This window comes from Phyllobacterium sp. P30BS-XVII, assembly GCF_014138335.1.
GTDB classification, from domain to species: Bacteria; Pseudomonadota; Alphaproteobacteria; order Rhizobiales; family Rhizobiaceae; genus Phyllobacterium; species Phyllobacterium meliloti.
Window position 1 is genome coordinate 1 of record NZ_JACGXO010000013.1, and the last position, 19,285, is coordinate 19,285.

Genomic DNA, 19,285 nt, shown 5'->3' on the forward strand with positions numbered 1-19,285 from the left:
GCCCTTTGGGGTGAAGCCTATGGCTCGCGCAGCCATGCGGACAGAACAAGCAATGCATCCGCCTATAGCCGCAATACCGGCGGTTTCGTCACCGGGTTCGACGGGGTGATTGCCGATACATGGCGCTTTGGTCTCTTGGCGGGTTATGGCAATACGTCTGTCAACACGGCGCGTGGTCATGCCTCAGCCGATAGCTATCAGGTCGGTGTTTATGGCGGCACCAGGATCGATGCGCTGACCTTGAGCCTTGGCACCAGCCTTGCCCATCATGAGATTGATACGCGCCGCAAGGTGGTCTTCGGCGGGATCAATGACAGCAACACCGCAGATTATTCCGCCAACACGGTGCAGCTGTTCGGTGAAGCCGCCTACCGGATCGATACGGCCTATGCTGCATTCGAACCCTTTGCCGCAGCCGCCTATACGCATCTGAAAACCGCTGGCTTTACCGAAACCGGTGGTATCACCGCGTTGTCAGGTCAATCAGACACAACGGACCTGACCACCACAACCCTTGGTCTCAGAGCCTCGCATCGCTTTGCCGTGAGCGAGGCAACCGTGCTCACCGCTCATGGCATGGCGGGTTGGCGGCATGCCTTTGGTGATACCACACCGGAAGCCTCGCTGGCCTTTGCCAGTGGTGGTCAGGCTTTCGCGGTCAGTGGATCACCCATTGCATCCGATACGGCACTCGTCGAAGCCGGACTGAACTTTGGCATCGGCAAGGCCACCACGCTTGGCATCAGCTATACCGGCCAGTTCTCGCAACAGACCCGCGACAACGCCGTCAAGGCCGATCTGACGGTGAGGTTCTAAAGGGGAAACGTGCAGTGGCAACTCAACCAAAACAGGCGGATACCCGACCATGGCAAGGCATTACCGTTGTTGAGAACCTGCTGAATGCCCACGAGCAGCAGGCCATCTACCGGTTCCTTTCTAGTGGAGGCTGGGGTTATGGGTGGCGATCTCATAGCGGCGAAGGTGCGCAATCCTTCTGGCATAAACATTTTGCCGGAGCGATCGGTGATACAGTTGAACCCCAAGAAGGAAAGAAACCGAATATTGGATGCGAGGCTGAACTCGCATCCAAAGCCCCTCTCCTTCACGTATTTTGGCAGCAGCTCAGTCAAACGGCGCTGAAAGGGCATGTTCTCCAGCGCTGCTATGCCAATGGCCTGCCCTATGGCAACGATGGTGCAACCCATACGGATTCCCTGGAACCGGGCGCTTGTACTGCCGTCTACTATCCGCATGAGAAATGGGACCCCGACTGGGGCGGGGAAACAATTCTGTTTAATCAGGAAAAGGATGATATTCTTGCCGCCATATATCCGAAACCGAACAGGCTTCTGCTCTTTCCGGGCTTTGTCCACCATGTCGCACGCGGTGTCTCGCGGGTTTGCCCAACCATCCGGATCACATTGATGTTCAAGACACGCGTGAAACCGGAATGACGAGATAGTCGCAGATTGTTGCGGACATCGCCGGGATTGCACTTCAAAGCTTAGATTATAGTGGCTCTAGGCTTGACTTTTTGGCGGGTGTTGGTATGTGTCCGCCTGAATTTCCGCTTATAGCCACGTTGTTGGACTGAACGGCGGTCCTCTTCTAATTAAAACAGGTAAACTGAAAATGGCTAAGGCTGCGAACATCAAGATCAAGCTTCTGTCGACCGCTGACACCGGTTTCTTCTACGTTACGAGCAAGAACAGCCGTACGAAGACGGAAAAGATGTCTTTCCGTAAGTACGACCCGGTCGCACGCAAGCACGTTGAATTCAAGGAAACCAAGATCAAGTAATCTTGGCTTTTCCCTATGATCAAAATGCCGCCTTCGGGCGGCATTTTTGTTTTCAAGCATATGCATTCGATTCGCACCAACGCACGCGGCGGCGGAATAAAATCACGCAGTGGCAGAGCGTGCTTACGCAACAGCGAAGCAGTTCACGCCGCGCGGAGCGGACTCACATTATAGCGCAGAAATCTTATGCAGCGGCGGAAACAACCTTGTTCCGCCCCGATGCCTTGGCACCGTAAAGCGCCTCGTCGGCGCGCTTGAGCATGTTCTGTACCGTGTCATCCTTTGACTGCACGCTGGCAATGCCGATGCTGATGGTTACCGGCACACTGGTAATACCGTCATCAACAAAGAATGGCGTCGAGGCCACCTCGCGGCGGATTCGCTCGGCCACAATAGCCGCCATGGTCAGGTCCGTATCGGGCATCACAATAAAAAACTCCTCGCCGCCATAACGGCTGGCAAGATCGCTTCCGCGCACATTGCGGCGCAGGCGGCGGGCAAATTCACGCAGCACCTCATCGCCGCCATCGTGTCCGTGCGTATCATTGATGAGCTTGAAGCGATCAATATCGGTCATCAGGATCGACAGTGGACGGCGGCGGTCGATGGCGCGCTTGAACAATGTCGCGAGGTGCGTTTCAAGATAAAGCCGGTTGTGCAGACCGGTCAGGCTGTCGGTGACGGCCATTTCGTAGGTCTTGACCACACTGGCGCGCAGGCCGTCATGATAGGCCTTGCGCCGCAGCTGGGTGCGCAAACGTGCCAGCAATTCATTCGAATTCAGTGGCCGGACCACATAATCATTGACGCCAAGCTCCAACGCACGCCTGATTTTCGGCTCCTCGCCCGGATCGGCAACAAGGATGATCGGCATGGACCGGGTGTTGTCGAGCGAGCGCAGCTGCGCGCAAATCCGCAAGGGATCGTGCGCGGCAAAACTCGATGCGATGATCAGGCAATCATGATTGCCTTGGATGGCATCAAAGAAACCGGTCTGGGGATCAGTCTGGACATCAACCACGCATTCCGGCGACAGGACGCTCCTGATCCGCTCGGCGCTGGCCGGGCGTTCATCGATCAGCAGAATCCGCGCATCCCGCCCAATGGTTTCGATCCCGCTCGGAAAACGCAGGATGGATTCAAGGCCGACATCGCGGGTTGTCGCGACGCGCAACCGCAATTCATCCGTGAGGTTCTTCAGGCGCACAAGGCTTTTGACCCGCGCAAGCAGTTGGAGATCATTGACCGGCTTGGTCAGAAAATCATCAGCACCAAAATTCAGGCCGGTGATGCGATCCATGTCCTGATCAAGCGCCGTCACAAGAATAACCGGGATATGCGCCGTATGAGGCTGGGATTTCAGCCGGCGGCAAACTTCGAATCCGTCCATCCCGGGCATCATCACATCAAGCAGGATGACATCAACGCTGTTGTTTTCGCAAAACTCCAGCGCCTCATAGCCATTGGTGGCGGTGACAACTTCATAATATTCGGCGCTCAGCCGCGCTTCGAGCAGCTTCACATTGGCTGGAACATCATCTACGACAAGAATGCGGGCCGTCATATTTCACTTCTCCGGTAAAACTGACGGGTCAAACGTCGCCAAGATAGGATTTGATGGTTTCGATGAATTTCGGCACCGAGATCGGCTTGGATATATAGGCTTCGCATCCGCCCTGCCGGATGCGTTCCTCATCGCCTTTCATGGCAAAGGCAGTGACAGCAATGACCGGGATAACATGCAGGTCATCATCGGCTTTCAGCCATTTCGTCACCTCAAGTCCGGAGACTTCAGGCAGCTGGATATCCATGAGAATCAGATCAGGGCGGTGTTCACGCGCCAGATCAAGCGCTTCAAGGCCATTGCGCGTCCGGATGGTTTCATAGCCGCTGGCTTCGATAAGGTCGCGGAAGAGCTTCATATTCAGCTCATTATCCTCGACAATCATAACTTTCTTCACCATTGGCCACTTCCCATAGATCGTGCGTTGTGTGGGATTGCCGTATTGACAAGGCTCCCACTGCAGCATCATTGAATGGATGCATTTGATAGCGAGTTTTGATTGATGAAAAGGAAACTCTTCATGCCAATCAAAAATGCTGCGGATCATGTTTAACCAAGGCTTTATTGAACATGTTATTTTGATCAGATTCAATTGGCGCGTGCGCATTTGACCTGCCGCAACCGGCCTGAATGGCTTCAATTGGCAATATTGTTGGTTGAGGTGCCCTGTTGAGCACACATTACGGAGCAGACAAGACCGATGAAACAACAGATGAACCTCGACAGCGCGCAGGATCTGGCGATCAATTCTCTGGTCTTTCTGGCTGGGGATACGGAGTTGCTTCCGCGCTTTCTGGCCCTCACGGGCATTACCGCCGACCAGATTCGTGAGGCGGCACAGGAACCCGGTTTCCTCGCTGGCGTGCTGCAATTCTATCTCGCGCACGAACCAACCCTGATGCGCTACTGCGAGGCGACGCAAACGGACCCTGCCCTGTTTCAGGAAGCGCTGCGGCTGTTGCCGGGCGGACGACAGGATGTGTATTGAGGCGTAAACGGCTTGCAAGAGGCCTGCCACTTCGGTACGTTCGGCATGTTCTATTTATGTTCCTGGTATCATGGCAACCCTTAACGATCCCGAATTTGGTTTTTGCCGCGACTGTCTGACAGCGCAAGCGTCGGCCGGGCGCCGGTGCCAGCAATGCGGCAGCCCGCGCCTGTTGCGCCATCCGGAACTCTACAAGCTCTCAATCGCCCATGTGGATTGCGATGCATTCTATGCTTCGGTCGAAAAACGCGACAATCCTGATCTGCGTGACAAGCCTTTGATCATTGGCGGCGGCAAGCGCGGCGTGGTCTCCACCGCCTGCTATATCGCCCGCATTCACGGCGTAAAATCGGCCATGCCGATGTTCAAGGCGTTGGAAGCCTGTCCGCATGCGGTGGTTATCAGCCCTGATATGGAAAAATATGTGCGTGTCGGGCGGGAAATCCGCCAGATGATGCGCGATCTGACCCCGCAGGTTGAGCCGCTATCCATCGACGAGGCATTTCTTGACCTGACAGGCACACAGCGCCTGCATCACGATCCGCCTGTCCGGGTCATGGCGCAGTTTTCCAATCGGGTGGAAAAGGAAATGGGCCTGTCCGTTTCAGTCGGCCTCTCCTATTGCAAATTTCTGGCAAAGATCGCCTCGGACTTTGATAAACCGCGCGGGTTTTCCATCATCGGCGAGGAGGAAACACCACGTTTTCTCTACGACAAGCCGGTCACTATGATCTGGGGTGTCGGCAAGGTGTTTGCCGCCACACTGGAGAAGGACGGGATTCGCACCATCGGTCAATTGCAGACCATGGAGCTTGGCGCGCTGATGCGCGCTTATGGCACCATGGGTCAGCGCCTTTATCAGCTCTCGCGCGGCATTGACACGCGCCGGGTGGAACCCGACGGTGAATCCAAGAGCGTTTCGGCAGAAACCACGTTTAACGAGGATATCAGCACGCTTGACGATCTGGTTCCGATTCTGCGCTCGCTCTCGGAAAAAGTATCGCGGCGCTTGAAAGCCGCCGATATTGCCGGCAGGACTGTGGTTCTCAAGCTCAAATCCAGCGATTTCAAACTGAAAAGCCGCAATCGCCAATTGGCTGATCCCACCCAGCTTGCCGACCGGATTTTCCGCACTGGTCTGGCATTGCTGGAAAAGGAGATTGACGGCACACGGTTTCGCCTCATCGGCATCGGTGTAACCGATCTTGGCGATGATGGCCGCGCCGACCCGCACGATCTTGTTGATGTTCAGGCCACAAAACGCGCTGTTGCGGAAACCGCTATCGATAAATTGCGCGGGAAATTCGGGAATAATGCCGTCGAGACGGGATATACATTTGGCAAGATCAGACAGAGATCAAGGCCAGTGCCGGATGAGATAGATTAGAGTTTTCTGATATTTATGGGTTGTTTTTATAGATTGAGTCAGGTGCGGGTAAGTGGCGTTGGGTGTTCACCCCCCTCTGTCCTGTCGGACATCTCCCCCACAAGGGGGGAGATCAGCTGTCATCGCTGCCGTTGCACAATCTCCAATGCTTCCTGTGGTGGGAAAGCGTTACTGTCAATGTGATCTCCCCCCTTGTGGGGGGTCCGAAGGACGGGCGAGACCCGTGGCTCGCCCAGGTAGTCCGACAGGACAGAGGGGGTGAGCGCCACCGGTTCGTGGTTCGTGGTTCGTGGTTCGACATAACAACACACCACGTCATTGCAACGTCAAAACGCTACACCATCTCCACATCGACCACACCTGGTATCGCCTTCATCGCGCTGGCCACCTGCGGGCCAACCCGGTAGCGGTTGGGTAGCTCGATTTCCACCTCGCTCGCACCGTTTTCCTTGATCAGGATCAGGCTGACGATCTGACCGTCATTCTGCGGAGCGAGATAGGGTGTAATTGCACTGAGAGGTTCACTGGAGCGCATATAGAGCCGCAAGGCCTTCTGCATACGCGTCGCCTCGTCCTCGAGCGATTGCGCCGTCTGGATGCGCAGGCTGATGCCCTCGGGCCGGTCTTCGGCACCAACAGTCACCACAACGGAACGTCCGGGCTCCAGAAGATCGCGATATTGCGCCAGCGCCTCGGAAAACAGCACGGCTTCAAACTGGCCGGAGGCATCGGAGAACTGGATGATCCCCATCTTGTTGCCGGTTTTGGTCTTGCGTTCCTGCTTGGCGGTGATGGTTCCAGCAAGACGCCCGGCATTGGCGCCGCGCTTGACGGCAGCGGAGAATTCGGCCCAGCTCTGCACCCGCATCTTTTCGAGGATCGGGCGGTATTCATCCAGCGGATGGGCGGAAAGATAGAAACCAGCGGCCTCAAATTCACGCCGCAATTTTTCTGCCGACAACCATGGCGCTGCATTAGGTAGCTGCAAGCCCTGCGAACCACCAGCGGCCATACCGCCAAAAATATCCGCCTGCCCGCTGACACTGTCTTCCTGTGTGCGCTGGGCATGGCCGATAATGCGGTCGAGACCGGCAATGAGCGCAGGCCGTTCGCGGCCAAAGCAATCAAACGCCCCGGCATTGATCAGACTTTCAAAAACACGGCGATTGACCACACGCGGGTCAATTCTTTCACAGAAATCTTCAAGGCTGGCGTAGGGTTTGTCGCCGCGTTTTTCGACGATGTGATCGACAGCTGCCTCACCAACGCCCTTGATGGCGGCCAGCGAATAGAAAATGCGGTTATCACCCACTTCGAAGAGGCGGAACGAGGTGTTGACCGATGGCGTGACCACCTCGATGCCGAGGCGCAACGCCTCGCGCCTGAAATCATTGAGCTTGTCGGTGTTGGCCATGTCGTAGGTCATGGACGACGCGAGGAACTCAACAGGATAATGCGCCTTCATATAGGCTGTCTGGAACGACACGATCGCATAGGCGGCGGCGTGCGATTTGTTGAAACCGTAATCGGCGAATTTGGCAAGCAGGTCGAAAATGAAGTTGGCCTGCGGCTTGGTAACACCGCGCTCCACCGCACCATCGACAAAGCGCTCGCGCTGCTTGTCCATTTCGGCGCGAATCTTCTTACCCATGGCGCGGCGCAGAAGATCGGCTTCACCCAGCGTATAGCCGGACATTTCCTGCGCGATCTGCATCACCTGTTCCTGATAGATGATGACGCCCTGGGTTTCCTTGACGAGATGGTCGATCTTGGGATGGATCGAGGCCATCTCCTCATCGCCGTTCTTGCGCGCATTATAGGTCGGGATGTTCTCCATCGGACCCGGACGATAAAGCGCAACGAGCGCGATAATGTCCTCGATCCGGTCAGGCTTCATACCGATCAGCGCCTTGCGCATACCGGTACTTTCCACCTGAAACACGCCGACGGTCTCGCCGCGCGACAGCATTTCGTAACTCAGCTTGTCATCAAGCGGCAGATTGGAAAGATCGACGGTAATGCCGCGCCGCTTGACCAGATTGACGGCCGTTTGCAGCACGGTGAGGGTTTTCAGGCCAAGAAAGTCGAATTTGACCAGACCCGCCTCTTCCACCATCTTCATGTTGAACTGCGTCACCGGCATGTCGGAGCGTGGATCGCGGTACATCGGTACAAGTTCGGAGAGCGGACGATCACCGATAACGATACCGGCGGCGTGGGTCGATGCGTGGCGGTAAAGCCCTTCCAGCTTCAGCGCAATATCAAGCAGACGCTCGACAACTGGCTCCTTGTCGCGTTCCTCGCGCAGACGCGGCTCATCCTCAATGGCTTTGGCCAGCGTTACCGGATTGGCCGGGTTGGCCGGAACCATTTTGGTCAGGCGATCCACCTGCCCATAGGGCATTTCCAGCACACGACCAACGTCGCGCAGCACAGCGCGCGCCTGCAGTGTTCCGAAGGTGATGATCTGCGCCACCTGATCGCGGCCATATTTGGCCTGAACGTAGCGGATGACCTCGTCTCGGCGCTCCTGACAGAAATCGATGTCAAAGTCCGGCATCGAAACGCGGTCCGGATTGAGGAAGCGTTCGAACAGCAGGGAGAAGCGCAGAGGATCAACGTCGGTGATGGTCAGCGCATAGGCAACGAGCGAGCCCGCACCCGAACCACGACCGGGACCCACAGGAATATCATGGGCTTTCGCCCATTTGATAAAGTCAGAAACGATGAGGAAGTAACCCGGATATTTCATCCGGGTGATGATGGAAATCTCGTATTCCAGCCGCTCGGCATATTCCTGCGGCGTGTGGCCATCGGCAAGACCAAGTGTTTCGATGCGGCTTGCCAGACCTTCACGCGCCTGACGCGCCAACTCATCGGCTTCTTCCTGTAATGCGGCTTCCGGATCACCACTTTCGCCGGTAAAACGCGGCAGGATCGGTGCGCGGTTTTTCGGATAATAGGAACAGCGCAACGCGATCTCGACGGTATTTTCCAGCGCCTCCGGAAGATCGGCAAACAGCGCAACCATCTCGTCTTCGGTCTTGAGGTAATGATCCGGCGTCAGGCGGCGGCGATCATCGATAGAAAGGAGCGAACCGGCGGCAATGGCAAGCAGCGCGTCATGCGCCTCATAATCCGCACTCTTGGAAAAGAACACGTCATTGGTGGCAACGAGCGGCAGTTCCAGTTCGTAAGCCAGATCAATATGGGTTGCTTCCAAGGCACGGTCATAGCCGCGATGGCGCTGCAGCTCGACATAGAGCCTGTCGCCATAGATCGAGCGCAGATGGATCAGCCGCTGGCGCGCTCGGTCAATGCGTTCATCCTTGATCGCCTTGGCGATAGGACCCTCAGGACCACCCGAAAGCACAATGATGCCATCGGACACATCAGGCAGCCATGCGGCGGCAATATGCACGGGATCGCCCGCAGGCGTTTCCAGATAGGCGCGGCTGACGAGCCTGACGAGATTGGCATAGCCCGCTTCCGTTGCGGCCAAGAGAACAAGCGGCGCAAGACCAAGCGCTTCGCGCCGGTTGGCGCTGCGGCTCTCCTCGGCCTGATCGTGGAAGGCAATATCAAGCTGGCAACCGATAATCGGCTGCAAACCGGATTTGGAGCCCTTCTGGGCAAATTCAAGCGCACCGAACAGATTGTTGGTATCGGTAATGGCAATGGCTGGCGCTTTGTTGGCAACGGCCAGATCAATGACCTTGGCGACCTGCAGCGCACCTTCCAGCAGCGAATAGGCGGAATGCACGCGCAGATGAACAAAACGAAGCGCCTGCTTTTCCGCATTGCCTTCGTTCGGGTTACGCTGTCCGTCTGCCAATTCCTGCATCTCCAAAAACTTCCCGGTGAATGCGCTGATTCACCTTTTGGCCATTCTCGGGCAATGGCTCTGGGGTGTCCACCTATACTTTGGCCGCCGGATCGTGCGACTGTGAACAACCCCGCATTTGCACACGAAAGGCCCCATGAATGAGCAACGCATTTCCTGAAATCTATCTGGTTCGGCATGGCCAAACGGAATGGAGCCTTTCCGGCAAACATACGGGCCGAACCGACATACCGCTGACAGCAGCGGGCGAAGCGTCAGCACGCCAACTCGCGAATCGTCTGCAGGGCCACGCCTTCGATGCCGTATGGTCGAGCCCGTCACAGCGCGCATCGAACACCTGCGCCCTCGCCGGTTATGGCTCCGCCCGTCTCATCAAGGATGATCTGGCCGAATGGGACTATGGTTCCTATGAAGGTGTTACCACCAAAGAGATTCTGGCTGAACGTCCCGGCTGGCAGCTTTTTCGCGACGGCTGCCCCAAAGGGGAATTGGCATTCGATGTCGGCGCCCGTGCAGACAGGATCATCGCCGATATCCGCAACGCGAACAGCAGAATTCTCATCTTTTCAAGTTCGCATTTCCTGCGTGTCCTTGCGGCACGCTGGCTTGGCTTGCCGCCAGAGGGCGGCTCGCTCTTCGTTCTGGATACCGCCAGTATCAGTGTACTCGGCTATGAGCATGATCTGACGGAGCCGGTTATTCGCCGGTGGAACCAGATATAACGGACTGGAACAAATGACTGACAATTTCAGTCGTCATCACGGTTCCGATCTCTTCAGATAACACTCACCCACATTGCGAATGTCGCAATAAACAGGCTGACTGTAACGAATGACATGACATCCTGGAAAAGTTCGCTCATCGGTAAAACCCTTCTTCGTTTGCTCTATGTCTATGTTTTGTTCTATTTTTGTTCTAAAGTCAAGCGCACCAAAGCGACCATTGGTGCTATGGTTGTCGATTTCTTAACAGAGGGTAAAACGAAGCTGGATGGGATTGATGGCACACGCTAAACGGGATGCGAATTTGCTTCGCATCCCTTGCTGCCGGATCAGGAGACGGTGGTGATCTTGCCGTCTTTCAGCGTCACCCGGCGATCCATGCGGCGGGCGAGTTCATGATTGTGTGTGGCGATCATCGCCGACAGGCCGGACTGGCGCACCAGTGCTTCGAGCGCCTCAAACACATAGGATGACGTGACCGGATCAAGATTGCCTGTTGGTTCGTCAGCCAGAAGCACAAGCGGTGCATTGGCCACGGCGCGGGCGATAGCCACGCGCTGCTGCTCACCACCTGAAAGTTCCGACGGGCGGTGCGAAGCGCGCGCGCCGACTTTCATGTAATCGAGCAATTGCTGCGCACGTTCGGAAGCCACGCGAGGTTTCATGCCCCGGATCATCTGAGGCATCATCACGTTTTCGAGTGCCGAGAATTCCGGCAGCAGATGGTGGAACTGATAGACAAAGCCAATATCATTGCGGCGGATCGCCGTGCGCTCTTCATCGGAGAGCGAGCCACAGGCGCGCCCGTCCAGAATCACGTCACCATTGTCAGGCCGCTCCAAAAGGCCTGCCGTGTGCAGCAGCGTTGACTTGCCAGCACCTGATGGAGCGACAAGCGCCACCATCTCGCCTCGCCCGAGCGAGAAACTCGCATCGTCAAGAATGACGAGTTCCCGGTCAATCTCATTGTACCGGCGGCCGACATTGGTCAGCTGAAGAATAGGCCCGGCTGACATTATTCGTACCTCAAGGCTTCAACGGGATCGAGCTTGGCTGCGCGCCATGCGGGGAACAGCGTTGCCAGAAATGACAGGACAAGCGCCATCAGAATAACAGTGAAGGTCTCGTTGAAATCCATCTTGGCGGGCAATGTGCTCAGGAAATAAAGTTCAGGATTGAACAGGGTCGTACCTGACAACCACGAGAAGAACTGCCGGATACGCTCGACATTCAGGCAAACAAGAACGCCAAGCGCTACACCGGCAATCGTACCGGTGACGCCAATCGCCGCCCCTGTCATCAGGAAGATGCGCATGACCGAGTTTCGCGTTGCGCCCATGGTCCTGAGAATGGCGATATCGCGGCCCTTATCCTTCACCAGCATGATCAGGCCGGAAATGATGTTCAACGCCGCAACAAGCACAATCAGCGTTAGAATCATGAACATGACGTTGCGCTCGACCTGAAGCGCCGAGAAGAAGGTCACGTTGCGCTGGCGCCAGTCCGTGAGCATCAACGGCCGTGCCGCCGCATCCTCGATGGGCTTTTTCAACGCGTCGACATTGTCAGGGTTGTTGGCAAAAATCTCGATCGATTGGACCTTGCCTTCCTGATTGAAATAAAGCTGTGCCTCGTCCAGCGGCATGAGCGCGATTGACGCGTCATACTCAGACATGCCGATCTGGAAAATCGCCACCACCGGGTAGGATTTGACCCGCGGCGAAACACCAAGCGGGGTCACATCGCCATCCAGCGACATCAGTGTGAGTTTGTCGCCAATGCCCAATCCCAGATTTTCCGCCATGCGCGTGCCGATAGCCACGCCGCCTGCCTTGTCAAAATTGGCAAAAGTGCCCTGTTTGACATTCTTGGCGACGAGCTGAAGCTTGTTGATATCCTCTTCACGCAGGCCGCGTACCAGTGTGCCGGTACCCTGCCCGACATTGCCTTGCCCCAGCACCTGTCCTTCAATGACAGGAATGGCGAAGGAAACGCCCGGCACCGTATCAATGCGCTTGATAAGGTTATCATAATCATCAAGCGGCCGGTCCATCGGCTGCATGATGACATGGCCGTTAATGCCAAGAATGCGGGTGAGCAACTCGCTGCGGAATCCATTCATGACAGCCATGACGATAATGAGCGTCGCCACGCCGAGCATGATGCCGGTGAAGGAAAAACCGGCGATCACCGAAATAAACGTTTCCTTGCGCCGGGCGCGCAGATAGCGCCATGCGATCATCCGTTCATAGGCAGAGAACGGCTTTGGACCCGGTTGGACAGCAGTGACGGCCGGTTCAGTCATAGAGTACCAGCCTGAATGTCAGCGGGGCCTGCAAGCTTGTTGATTGCAGCTTCAATGCTCAGGGTTTCACGTTCACCCGTCGCGCGATCTTTTATCTCGACTTCGCCAGCAGCGACACCGCGCGGGCCAACAATCACCTGCGTGGGCAGGCCGATCAGATCCATCTTGGCGAACTTCGCACCGGGACGATCATCCGTATCATCAAGCAAGGGCTCAAGACCGGCATTGGTCAAAGCTTCGTAGAGCTTGGCGGAAACGGCGTCGCAGGCCTCATCGCCCGGCTTCATGTTGACGATACCGGCTCCGAACGGCGCAACGGCCTTTGGCCAGATAATACCATTCTCGTCATGCGATGCTTCAATGATCGCCGCGATAACGCGCGAAGGCCCGATACCGTAGGACCCCATGGAGACCATATGATCCTTGCCATCGGGTCCGCTAACCTTGGCACCCATCGGCTCGGAATATTTGGTGCCGAAATGGAAGATGTGGCCAACTTCGATGCCGCGCGCGGCGAGCTGTTCGGAAGCACCAACCTTGCCCCATGCAGCTTCATCGTGCATTTCGTCCGTCGCCGCATAGGGCGTCGTCCACTGCGTCACGATATCCGCAATCTGCGCATTATTATCGAAATTGGTATCGGCACCGGGAACCGGCAGATCGAGATAGGCACGGTCACAATAGACCTGACTCTCGCCAGTTTCGGCCAGAATGATGAATTCATGGCTGAGTTCACCGCCGATGGGGCCCGTATCGGCGCGCATCGGAATGACCTTGATGCCAAGACGCGAGAATGTCCTGAGATAAGCAACGAACATACGGTTATAGGCTGCCTTCGCTCCCTCGAAATCAAGATCGAAGGAATAGGCATCCTTCATGAGGAATTCGCGCGAACGCATGACGCCGAAACGCGGGCGGCGTTCATCGCGGAACTTCCACTGGATGTGGTAAAGGTTCAGCGGCAAGTCCTTGTAAGACTTCACATAAGCCCGGAAAATCTCGGTGATCATTTCCTCATTGGTCGGGCCATACAGCATCTCGCGATCGCCGCGATCCTTGATGCGCAGCATCTCATCGCCATAGGCGTCGTAACGGCCGCTTTCACGCCACAGATCGGCGGACTGGATCGTTGGCATCAGCAGCTCAATCGCGCCGGAACGATTCTGTTCCTCGCGGATGATATTGGACACCTTGTTGAGAATGCGCAGCCCTGCCGGCAGCCAGGCATAGATGCCTGCCGATTCCTGACGGATCAGGCCGGCACGCAGCATCAGCCGGTGCGAGACGATTTCCGCCTCTTTAGGATTCTCTTTCAGGATAGGCAGAAAATAACGGGAAAGCCGCATTGAGATCACCAAATTGAAACACAGCCTGAATGCTTGAAGAATCAGGCAAAACCAAGTGCAAAGTTAGCGTATAACCCAAAAATCTTTGCTGATTTCCGGAAAGGATCACGCGCCATTGAAAGTGTCGCTGCGCTCGTCGCAAAACCCTTGGGAATCCACGGCGCAGCAATGTTTCTTAGCGGCTTAACGACTGGTTGGGAACCCGCAACCCACAAATGAGACGCCTCGAATTTGTGACAGTTTTGTTACGCTGCCAGATTTGTAAGCAAAAAATGACTGTATCGAATATTTTTCGTGACATTTCGAAGGCAGTCCGCTATTTTTTTAATCATAATGAGAAAGTAAGAATAATTCTGCTTTCCAGCGCGGTCAAAGTCTTGGGAGGATGTGACCTTTGGCGCGGTAATACGCAGCCACCACGCAAGTGGATTTAGGTCAGACGCGATCTAACAATGCAAGGCGAAAGCCTTGCATTTTTTTTGTTTTGTATTGGGAATACAAGACGTTATCGAACATTTTTAAACTTGAATTAATGTACTGCTATTCTTTATGCCACTACTTCATCGCTATATTTAAACTACTTGCACGCCCGGCGTAGTCATCACATCGGCGATTTCAGTCATGGATGAGATTTTCTGTGTCCAGGCTAATGAATCCAAAAGTTCGGAAAAGCTCTCTGATACCGCTCATCGATTCGCATTCTTCTACCCGTCAGACCGCGGCATACGACTAAGGCCGTAATGTTGAAATCATCTTGGCGTGCTAGCCTTCGACCATGAATTAACGCGCCCTTCGTGGGGATTGGCGCGTTTTCGCATTAGTGTGTTCGGGGACGACCCATGACTGACGACAGGTGCAACGCGGCAATGCCGCGCAAGCGCAGTATATGCATAAGCACAGTGACGCGTAACCGGCCGGTCATGCTGCAAAACCTGCTTGCCTCCTACGCGGCGATGCGGATTCCTGATGATGTGCATCTGCACTTCCTTATTATTGAGAACAATGAAGAGGCAACGCTTCAGGCTGTTGTGCAGCATTTCCGTTCGCAGGTGCCTGATATATCCGTTCAATACGAGGTCGAATCGCGTCTGGGCATTGCGTTTGCACGCAATCGCGCACTGGAATGTGCGCTGGCCGGTGAACATGACCTGCTGACTTTTGCTGATGATGACGAACGGGTCGAGCCTGACTGGCTGGTTGAGTTGCTCGCTGAACGTGACCGATTTGACCTTGATCTGGTCGCCTCGCCTGTTCGTTGTGCCCCCATTGCACCCAACGCCTCCTTTGCTGCGCAGCTTGTTTGGGCGGGTTTGAACCGCAGAAACAGACGCAGTGAGCACAAGGCAACGCTCAAACGCCAGAACAATGAAGCCAACAGAATTTTGCTGGCAACGGGAAGCTGGATGGGTAGCCTCGATTTTTTTCGTCGCACAGGTCTGCGCTTTGACAATGCGCTCGGCATGGCCGGTGGAGAGGACTGGCGCCTGTGCAGGCACGCATGGGAACTGGGTGCCAAAACCGGTTGGACGCCGCTGGCCATTGCCTATGAGACAGTGCCACTTGAGAGACTGACCTTTCGCTATCACTTCCGGCGCGACAGGGACAATAGTGCCGTCGAGATTTGTGCGAAGCTTGCCAATTGCCGCAAGACCACTTTGCTGCGTGTGCCGGGCTCTATCGCGGGCAGAGTCTTGAAGCTTTGCAGCTATACCATCGCCGCGCCGTTTACCCGGGGTGAAGCGCTGATCCGGGTGGCTGCCTGCATGGGCAGTATTACAGGCATTTGCCAGGGCTGTTTTGGTAAAACATCATCGCATTACAGGCAGACAACGGGGTCTTGAGGGTTACGTGCCATTTGCGGGTGATGGGTTGTTTGTTCAACACGACCTTCTGCAATAGATATTCTGCATAGACGTGGTTCGTGGTTCGTGGTTCGACAAGCTCACCATGAGGGCGAGTGAGGATGCAACGCTAATCGCAAAATTTGCAGATCAAAAAAGATTGCAGATCACCAAGATTGCAGAATAAAGCTCTCTGCAAACACCTCTCTCCCTCATGGTGAGCTTGTCGAACCACGAACCATGTTCATGCCGCGCACAATATTTCTGCAGACCCTAATCCAGTTTAGGGAAGAAAACCGGGATATCATCGACACCGAAGCCGAGCTTCTGGTTCACGATATAGAAGATCACAAAGATAACTGCGGAGACAATGGTGGTGATGAGGAACACCCGACCCATGCGATGCTTATGGGGCGCGCTGGCAGTCGTGCCAAGCGTAACATCATCTTCGTCGGCCTGGGTGCGAAGGCCAATCGGCAGTACGGTGAACAGCGTCAGCCACCAGAAGATGAAATAAACAGCCATTCCAGTCGCGATAGGCATTTCAGACCTGCTCCAGTTCGATCAGCGTCCCGTTGAAGTCTTTCGGGTGAAGAAAGAGAACCGGTTTCCCGTGGGCGCCGATCTTTGGTTCGCCGTCGCCCAGAATGCGGGCGCCCTGCTCTTTTAGATGATTTCTCGCTGCCAGAATATCGGTCACTTCGTAGCAGACGTGATGCATGCCGCCTGATGGGTTCTTGGCAAGGAAAGCGGCAATCGGCGAATCTGCATTCAGTGGCTCAAGCAGTTCGATCTTGGTATTGCCGACATCGATGAAGACAACGGTAACACCATGCTCCGGCAAAACCTGCGGCTCGGTGAGTTTTGCGCCAAGCATGTCGCGATAAACAGCAGATGCCGCCGCCAGATCAGGAACAGCGATAGCAACATGATTGAGACGGCCAAGCATCATCTACCTCAAATGCGCGTTACGAATACGGTGACAACAGGCTTTTTGCCCCATGCCTCGTTGGTTGCAGCGCGCACCGCGCGGCGAACGGCTTCGCGCACCATGGCGAGATCCCTACGCTTTTCCCGTGGGATGCTTTGCACGGCGCTCACTGCCGCATCATAAAGCAGGTCTTCGAGAAGTTCACCTTCACGGTCATTCTCCGGCAGGCCGACAGGCACGACTTCCGGGTCTTCGATGATGTTGTACTTCGCATCGAGCAGCATGGAGACAGCGACATGGCCGACATAGGAAAGCTTGCGGCGGTCAACAATGCCGACTTCTTCCTCGTCGCCGATCAGCCTGCCATCCTTGATCAAGCGGCCAAATGGCGCCTGATCGATGATCTCAGCCTTACCCGGTGCGAGGCGCAATATATCGCCATTGCGCACCTGCGGCACTTCCGGAATGCCTGCCATGGCGGCGAGCGAGCCCTGCGCCACCAGATGTGCGGCTTCACCATGCACGGGCACGAGGATACGCGGGCGCACCCATTCATACATGCGCTTCAGCTCATTGCGGCGCGGATGGCCGGAAACATGCACAAGCTGGTCATCATCGGAGATGATGTGAATGCCCTGCTCAATCAGCAGGTTCTTTGTCTCGATGATCGGCTTCTCATTACCGGGGATCGTGCGCGACGAATAAATGACCGTATCACCGGCGGAAAGCGCCACACTGCGCATTTCATCGCGGGCGAGCTTGGCGAGTGCAGCACGGGATTCACCCTGACTGCCGGTCAGGATGATGACAATATTTTCGCGCGGAATGAAACCGTAGTCCTCTTCGGACAGGAATTCCGGAATGCCATCGAGATAGCCAAGTTCGCTGGCCACAGCGATCATGCGTTTCATCGAGCGGCCAAGCACCAGCACCTGACGTCCGGCATCGCGGGCAGCGATGGCAATGGAGCGAATACGTCCGACATTGGACGAGAAGGTCGTAATGGCCACGCGGCCACGGGCATTCTCGATAATATCGCGCAAACTGTCACCGACTTCGCGCTCGGATGGCGATTCACCTTCGCGCAGCGCATTGGTGGAATCGCACATCATGGCGAGAACGCCTTCATCGCCGAGCGCACGGAAACGCGCTTCGTCGATCAAAGGTCCAAGCGATGGTTCCGGGTCCATCTTCCAGTCACCCGTGTGGATGACGGTGCCAAGCGGTGTTTTGATTGCCAGCGAGACAGGTTCAGGAATCGAGTGTGTCACGGCGAGCGCTTCGAACTCGAAAGGTCCGACATTGAATTTCTCTCCGGCACGGTAAATCGTAACGGGAATATCCGGTGCGCCCGGCTCGGAGTGACGCTTGGCTTCCAGCAATCCAGCGGTGAACGGCGTCGCATAGACAGGCACATTCAGCATCGGCCACAGGTCCAGCAACGCGCCATAATGGTCTTCATGGGCATGTGTGATCACAATGCCTTTGAGATTATGCCGCTCTGCCTGCAGAAAACGGATATCGGGAAGCACAAGATCAGCGCCAGGAAGATCCGGTCCGGCAAAGGTGACGCCCATATCGACGACGACCCATTCGCGTTTGTGACTGGGGCCATAGCCATACAAGGCCAGATTCATCCCGATCTCACCAACACCGCCTAAAGGCAGGAACACCAGTTCCGCCTGATCGGAATTTGCCATTTATACTCCTAACAACCGGCTATCCGGCACTTGCTGATGCGACTGCACCGAAGTGAACATCGCCGGCAGCAATCTTCACCCTCTCCCCATCATTATCGCGTATGACAAAACGACAGTCTTCGTCAATTGTCTCGAATATACCACGCAGCACCGAGCCGTCGACCCGCACCGCAACTTCGGTGCCGATTCCGGCGGCCCGCTTCAGCCAGCGCTTGCGGATTTCCGAGAGACCACGTCCCTCGTCCCAGATGCGGCTGTTTTCCTGCCAAGCATCAGACAGTGCCAGAAACAGGGTTTCCGCATCACAATCCGCACCGAGTTGCTTCAATGATGTGGCTGGATACGGCACGTCCTCAGGGTACGCAACCACATTGACGCCAATACCAACAACGACAGCAAAGCGTCCGTCAGGCAAAAGCGTCGATTCAAGCAGAATGCCAGACAGCTTGGCCTTGTTGATCAGGACATCATTGGGCCATTTGAGTTCAATGCGCAGGTCAGAATTGCCCACACCATCAATACCGACCGAAATTGCAGCCTGCGGACATACCGCATCAAGTGCATCGGCCAGCGAAAGCCCAGCGACGAAACCGAGCGTTGCCGCAGTCTTTAATTCAAAATTGCCTGTCAAAAGCAGCGATGCGGCCAGATTGCCGTGGGACGTCGCCCAAGCGCGGCCACGACGCCCGCGCCCACTCTCCTGCTTTTTGGAAACAATCCACAACCGTCCGGGATCGCCCTCATGCGCGCGTTCCAGCGCAATGGCATTGGTCGAACCGACGGTATCAAAAGCTTCAAGCCTGAAACCGTTTTGCTGCGCCAGTGGCGAGAGCGAAAATCCCATTGGTCAGGGTTCC

17 protein-coding genes are annotated in these 19,285 nt (G+C 55.6%); 7 read left to right on the plus strand and 10 right to left on the minus strand.

Features of this window, described 5'->3' with window-relative positions; translation table 11 throughout:
- From FHW17_RS24020 to rpmG, 3 genes are all read left to right on the plus strand, one after another.
- On the plus strand, positions 1-816 hold an 816-nt coding region (locus FHW17_RS24020; RefSeq protein WP_182510982.1), incomplete at its 5' end, for an autotransporter domain-containing protein.
- 14 nt (positions 817-830) lie between these two features.
- On the plus strand, positions 831-1,454 hold the full coding sequence (locus FHW17_RS25480; RefSeq protein ID WP_112529609.1) for a 2OG-Fe(II) oxygenase: 624 nt from the start codon (positions 831-833) through the stop codon (positions 1,452-1,454).
- Positions 1,455-1,632: 178 nt separating this feature from the next.
- A complete protein-coding gene (gene rpmG, locus FHW17_RS24030) occupies positions 1,633-1,800 on the plus strand; it encodes a 50S ribosomal protein L33 (RefSeq protein WP_008122896.1) in 168 nt (55 codons plus the stop codon).
- A 184-nt stretch (positions 1,801-1,984) separates the two neighbouring features.
- On the opposite strand, the gene FHW17_RS24035 is transcribed toward rpmG, so the two are convergent.
- Together FHW17_RS24035 and FHW17_RS24040 are read right to left on the minus strand one after the other, a co-directional pair.
- Complete coding sequence (locus FHW17_RS24035; RefSeq protein WP_112529607.1) at positions 1,985-3,364, minus strand: PleD family two-component system response regulator; 1,380 nt, start codon at positions 3,362-3,364, stop codon at positions 1,985-1,987.
- 28 nt (positions 3,365-3,392) lie between these two features.
- A complete protein-coding gene (locus FHW17_RS24040; RefSeq protein ID WP_091884087.1) occupies positions 3,393-3,764 on the minus strand; it encodes a response regulator in 372 nt (123 codons plus the stop codon).
- Positions 3,765-4,064: 300 nt separating this feature from the next.
- Here FHW17_RS24040 and FHW17_RS24045 point away from each other — a divergent pair, with 300 nt between their 5' ends.
- Together FHW17_RS24045 and FHW17_RS24050 are read left to right on the plus strand one after the other, a co-directional pair.
- Positions 4,065-4,352 carry a DUF3572 domain-containing protein gene (locus FHW17_RS24045; RefSeq protein ID WP_112529605.1) on the plus strand — a complete coding sequence of 96 codons (288 nt, stop codon included), beginning with the start codon at positions 4,065-4,067 and terminating at the stop codon, positions 4,350-4,352.
- Between the two features lie 70 nt (positions 4,353-4,422).
- A complete protein-coding gene (locus tag FHW17_RS24050; RefSeq protein WP_112529603.1) occupies positions 4,423-5,739 on the plus strand; it encodes a DNA polymerase IV in 1,317 nt (438 codons plus the stop codon).
- A gap of 334 nt (positions 5,740-6,073) precedes the next feature.
- Here the strand turns inward: FHW17_RS24050 and dnaE are convergent, their stop codons facing one another.
- The gene (dnaE, locus tag FHW17_RS24055; protein ID WP_246707020.1) at positions 6,074-9,583 is read right to left on the minus strand and encodes a DNA polymerase III subunit alpha; all 3,510 of its coding nucleotides are present in this window, start codon (positions 9,581-9,583) and stop codon (positions 6,074-6,076) included.
- Positions 9,584-9,723: 140 nt separating this feature from the next.
- On the opposite strand from dnaE, the gene FHW17_RS24060 reads away from it, so the two are divergent.
- Entirely contained in the window at positions 9,724-10,305 is a 582-nt protein-coding gene (locus tag FHW17_RS24060) for a histidine phosphatase family protein (protein WP_182510983.1), read from the plus strand.
- 329 nt (positions 10,306-10,634) lie between these two features.
- Here FHW17_RS24060 and FHW17_RS24065 read toward each other — a convergent pair whose 3' ends face one another.
- Genes FHW17_RS24065 through proS form a run of 3 tightly spaced genes read right to left on the minus strand, consistent with a single transcriptional unit; the run spans position 10,635 to position 13,956 of the window.
- Entirely contained in the window at positions 10,635-11,321 is a 687-nt protein-coding gene (locus FHW17_RS24065) for an ABC transporter ATP-binding protein (protein ID WP_112529599.1), read from the minus strand.
- The gene (locus FHW17_RS24070; protein WP_091883748.1) at positions 11,321-12,610 is read right to left on the minus strand and encodes a lipoprotein-releasing ABC transporter permease subunit; all 1,290 of its coding nucleotides are present in this window, start codon (positions 12,608-12,610) and stop codon (positions 11,321-11,323) included. Before FHW17_RS24070 ends, FHW17_RS24065 begins: the two co-directional genes overlap by 1 nt.
- Positions 12,607-13,956 (minus strand): proline--tRNA ligase, encoded by a 1,350-nt coding sequence (proS, locus tag FHW17_RS24075; protein WP_112529597.1) that lies wholly within the window; start codon positions 13,954-13,956, stop codon positions 12,607-12,609. Before proS ends, FHW17_RS24070 begins: the two co-directional genes overlap by 4 nt.
- A gap of 839 nt (positions 13,957-14,795) precedes the next feature.
- Between proS and FHW17_RS24080 the strand changes: the two genes are divergently transcribed.
- On the plus strand, positions 14,796-15,797 hold the full coding sequence (locus FHW17_RS24080; RefSeq protein WP_246707021.1) for a glycosyltransferase family 2 protein: 1,002 nt from the start codon (positions 14,796-14,798) through the stop codon (positions 15,795-15,797).
- Positions 15,798-16,070: 273 nt separating this feature from the next.
- Here FHW17_RS24080 and FHW17_RS24085 read toward each other — a convergent pair whose 3' ends face one another.
- Genes FHW17_RS24085 through FHW17_RS24100 form a run of 4 tightly spaced genes read right to left on the minus strand, consistent with a single transcriptional unit; the run spans position 16,071 to position 19,272 of the window.
- Positions 16,071-16,340: a DUF1467 family protein gene (locus FHW17_RS24085; RefSeq protein ID WP_091883753.1), complete on the minus strand. Its 270-nt coding sequence runs from the start codon at positions 16,338-16,340 to the stop codon at positions 16,071-16,073.
- A gap of 1 nt (position 16,341) precedes the next feature.
- Positions 16,342-16,746, minus strand: a complete 405-nt coding sequence (gene mce / locus FHW17_RS24090) for a methylmalonyl-CoA epimerase (protein WP_112529593.1) — start codon at positions 16,744-16,746, stop codon at positions 16,342-16,344.
- An 8-nt stretch (positions 16,747-16,754) separates the two neighbouring features.
- A complete protein-coding gene (locus FHW17_RS24095; protein ID WP_113097730.1) occupies positions 16,755-18,428 on the minus strand; it encodes a ribonuclease J in 1,674 nt (557 codons plus the stop codon).
- 19 nt (positions 18,429-18,447) lie between these two features.
- Complete coding sequence (locus FHW17_RS24100) at positions 18,448-19,272, minus strand: biotin--[acetyl-CoA-carboxylase] ligase (protein ID WP_112529589.1); 825 nt, start codon at positions 19,270-19,272, stop codon at positions 18,448-18,450.
- Positions 19,273-19,285: the final 13 nt, after the last annotated feature.

Excerpts from the sequence above, each read along its gene's own strand:
- FHW17_RS24100 (WP_112529589.1), bottom strand. The coding sequence starts at position 19,272 with ATGGGATTTTCGCTCTCGCCACTGGCGCAGCAAAACGGTTTCAGGCTT.
- FHW17_RS24095 (WP_113097730.1), bottom strand. The coding sequence starts at position 18,428 with ATGGCAAATTCCGATCAGGCGGAACTGGTGTTCCTGCCTTTAGGCGGT.
- FHW17_RS24050 (WP_112529603.1), top strand. The coding sequence starts at position 4,423 with ATGGCAACCCTTAACGATCCCGAATTTGGTTTTTGCCGCGACTGTCTG.
- FHW17_RS24070 (WP_091883748.1), bottom strand. The coding sequence starts at position 12,610 with ATGACTGAACCGGCCGTCACTGCTGTCCAACCGGGTCCAAAGCCGTTC.
- rpmG (WP_008122896.1), top strand. The coding sequence starts at position 1,633 with ATGGCTAAGGCTGCGAACATCAAGATCAAGCTTCTGTCGACCGCTGAC.
- FHW17_RS24065 (WP_112529599.1), bottom strand. The coding sequence starts at position 11,321 with ATGTCAGCCGGGCCTATTCTTCAGCTGACCAATGTCGGCCGCCGGTAC.
- FHW17_RS24060 (WP_182510983.1), top strand. The coding sequence starts at position 9,724 with ATGAGCAACGCATTTCCTGAAATCTATCTGGTTCGGCATGGCCAAACG.
- FHW17_RS24035 (WP_112529607.1), bottom strand. The coding sequence starts at position 3,364 with ATGACGGCCCGCATTCTTGTCGTAGATGATGTTCCAGCCAATGTGAAG.
- FHW17_RS24045 (WP_112529605.1), top strand. The coding sequence starts at position 4,065 with ATGAAACAACAGATGAACCTCGACAGCGCGCAGGATCTGGCGATCAAT.
- FHW17_RS24080 (WP_246707021.1), top strand. The coding sequence starts at position 14,796 with ATGACTGACGACAGGTGCAACGCGGCAATGCCGCGCAAGCGCAGTATA.
- FHW17_RS24085 (WP_091883753.1), bottom strand. The coding sequence starts at position 16,340 with ATGCCTATCGCGACTGGAATGGCTGTTTATTTCATCTTCTGGTGGCTG.
- proS (WP_112529597.1), bottom strand. The coding sequence starts at position 13,956 with ATGCGGCTTTCCCGTTATTTTCTGCCTATCCTGAAAGAGAATCCTAAA.
- FHW17_RS24040 (WP_091884087.1), bottom strand. The coding sequence starts at position 3,764 with ATGGTGAAGAAAGTTATGATTGTCGAGGATAATGAGCTGAATATGAAG.
- mce (WP_112529593.1), bottom strand. The coding sequence starts at position 16,746 with ATGCTTGGCCGTCTCAATCATGTTGCTATCGCTGTTCCTGATCTGGCG.
- dnaE (WP_246707020.1), bottom strand. The coding sequence starts at position 9,583 with ATGCAGGAATTGGCAGACGGACAGCGTAACCCGAACGAAGGCAATGCG.